Source organism: Enterococcus sp. 12F9_DIV0723, from assembly GCF_002174375.1.
Lineage (GTDB): Bacteria > Bacillota > Bacilli > Lactobacillales > Enterococcaceae > Enterococcus_A > Enterococcus_A gilvus.
This window is the reverse complement of sequence record NZ_NIBK01000001.1, coordinates 1,045,343-1,046,855: the sequence shown is the minus strand read 5'-3', so window position 1 is coordinate 1,046,855 and position 1,513 is coordinate 1,045,343. Positions and strand designations below refer to the sequence as shown.

Sequence of the window (1,513 nt, the reverse complement as noted above, 5' to 3'; positions counted from 1 at the left end):
TCCAATTCATATCTATTTAATATTTCATCCGATTGAAATAGTCCAAGTGTATTGAATAGCTCTAGTAAGTCATTTGAATAATTTCCGAAAACCTCTTTGAGATTCTTTTGCCTTAATATTTGACTTCCTTCGTAATCAAAATTTTCTGTCTCATAATCAAACATATTAGATGAAAAAGCTATATAGATATCTTGTTTACTTGATGGTCTGTACTCAAAAAATGGATTAGAAGTTATCCCATATTGTTTTGCTTGTGTGTTCAATCTGACTACTATTGCTTCTTGCCTCAATGATAACTCATTCAAATTTTTAAAAAAAAGATTCTTAATGTAAATCAAATCGGAACTAATGGTTCTTAAGAATCCATTTTGCACTTCATACACTGGGAAATTTAATAATATATTATCTATATAATTGTTCACTTCTGTATATTCGTATTCATAAACTTTAAAGAGTCTGTCTCTTATACACATCTAGATGTGTATAAGAGACAGCCTCAGTATTGATTATTTCTTCTTTTATGAATTCAAAAGAGCGTTCAATGTTTGCTTTGAAACACATCTGACGCTGCCGACGACGACAGCAGTCCTGTCTCTTATACACATCTAGATGTGTATAAGAGACAGTATCTCAAGTGAGAGGTTATACAAATCAACTAATTTTTTCTCATCCTCAGTATTGATTATTTCTTCTTTTATGAATTCAAAAGAGCGTTCAATGTTTGCTTTGAAAAGATTTTCTAGGTATAAATCTATTCCAGCATAAATCACATGATTTTCTTTAATTAGAAAATCTAAATACTTTTTTATCCCTTCTTCCGCAATCGACGATATCCAAATACTTTTTATTTGAACATCTCTCTGTACATAGTTGAAATTTAATCTTAAACTATTCAGTTTAATGAGGTATGAACTTATAAAATCAGCATCTCGTTCACTTAACAGACATCTAAAGAATTGTCCGGAACCATCAATATTTTCATCTTCTAGAGCGTTCAAATAGATTCTCTTCAGATCTTTGTAGCCTACAATATTTATAATTCGCTCTGCTTTATCTTCAGATAAATAATTAGGTATGAAAAAGCTCCCCAGCACATTGCCTTCATCATATTGAAATAATAAAAATTTTAAGATAATGGTATCTGTCTCAATGTAATTAATGAAAGATAAAATATTAAAAGAATTAATAATTTTTTGATCTTTGATATTCTTTAAAAACAAAAGAAGTTCTTCTGTCTCATCATTGTTAACTTTTTTACATGCTAAAAAATTCGAAAGATACCATCTTTCGTCGATTTTCTTTTCAATGCTGTTTAAAATACCCTTGCTTTCTAAAAATGGTAATTCTCTAATGAAAGAATCAAAATGATAATATGAAAGAGTAAACTCACTATTTAAAAGCGCCTTTAACATTTTCTTTTTTGCCTCTATATCTATTCCTTGATACAAAAGGAGAATGGACTCTTCCAATTCATATCTATTTAATATTTCATCCGATTGAAATAGTCCAAGTG

1 protein-coding gene and 1 pseudogene are annotated in these 1,513 nt (G+C 29.0%); both read right to left on the bottom strand.

Annotation, left to right across the window (positions count from 1 at the left end):
* Nucleotides 1-290: hypothetical protein (locus tag A5868_RS18930; RefSeq protein ID WP_176374146.1), on the bottom strand; the 290-nt coding region annotated here is incomplete at its 3' end.
* A gap of 315 nt (nt 291-605) precedes the next feature.
* Nucleotides 606-1,513: pseudogene (locus A5868_RS05110) on the bottom strand (hypothetical protein); the annotation flags it as partial.